Consider the following 1,220-nt stretch of genomic DNA (forward strand, 5'->3'; position numbering starts at 1 on the left):
GCCTCATGGATGGTGGCTTCAAATTTGGCAGCCAATGCGGTTTCGAGGCAGACAATGGTTTCGCCGGCTTCGCGTACTTCACGCGCTACTTTGATGCCATCAGCTGTATGCGGATCAATCAATTCGCGGTCTTGTTCGTAAACCTGTTTGATGGTGGCAAGGCGGTTGGCATGGGTCGATTTGCCGGAAACAAAGCCATATTGTTGATGTACTTTGTTTAAGACAAATTCCAAATTGAAACCTTTGCCGGATCCTACTTCAGCCCATAAGGTTTTGATTTCGTCTGCATCGCGGTCCATCAGGTCAAACACAAAACGCTCGAAGTTGGAGGCTTTGGAAATATCCATAGACGGGCTGGATGTGACGTGGGTGTGTTCGCTGTTGCGAGGGCGGTATGCGCCGGTTTTGAAAAACTCGTCCAATACGTCGTTTTCATTGGTGGCAACAATCAAGCGGTGGATAGGCAGACCCATTTGGCGGGCGATATGGCCGGCGCAGACATTGCCGAAGTTGCCGCTTGGCACGCAGAAGCTGATTTTTTCGTCATTGCTCGAAGTGGCATTGAAATAACCGGCAAAGTAGTACACGACTTGGGCGACGATACGGCCCCAGTTGATGGAGTTGACTGTGCCGATATGGTATTTGGCTTCGAATTCGGCATCGTTTTGTACGGCTTTGACGATGTCTTGGCAGTCGTCAAACATACCTTCAACAGCGATGTTGTGGATATTAGCATCTTGCAGGCTAAACATTTGCGCGCGTTGGAATGCACTCATTTTGCCTTCCGGCGACAGCATGAAGACATTAACACCTTTTTTACCGCGCAGGGCATATTCGGCTGCAGAGCCGGTGTCGCCGCTGGTGGCGCCCAAGATATTGAGTTCTTTGCCTTCTTTGTTCAATACATATTCAAACGCATTGCCCAAGAATTGCATGGCCATATCTTTGAATGCCAAAGTCGGGCCGTTGGACAGGGCTTGGATTTTGATGCCGTCTGAAAGTGTGCGCACCGGAGTAATGGCTTTGGTACCAAATACTTCTTCGGTGTAGGTGCGGTTGATAATGTCACGTAAATCATCAGCAGGAATGTCGGTGGCAAACAGGCTCATGACTTCAAACGCCAGCTCAGGATAGCTGAGTGTGCGCCATTGGTCTAAAGTAGCACGGTCGATTTGAGGGTATTGCTCAGGCAGCATCAAACCGCCGTCAGGAGCCAAGCC

1 protein-coding gene is annotated in these 1,220 nt (G+C 50.0%); it reads right to left on the bottom strand.

The features are described 5' to 3' along the window. A partial coding sequence (gene thrC / locus ACTHUR_RS11440; RefSeq protein ID WP_440398650.1) for a threonine synthase occupies positions 1–1,220 on the bottom strand: 1,220 nt, incomplete at both ends.

It is taken from the genome of Neisseria sp. P0021.S007, assembly GCF_051956855.1.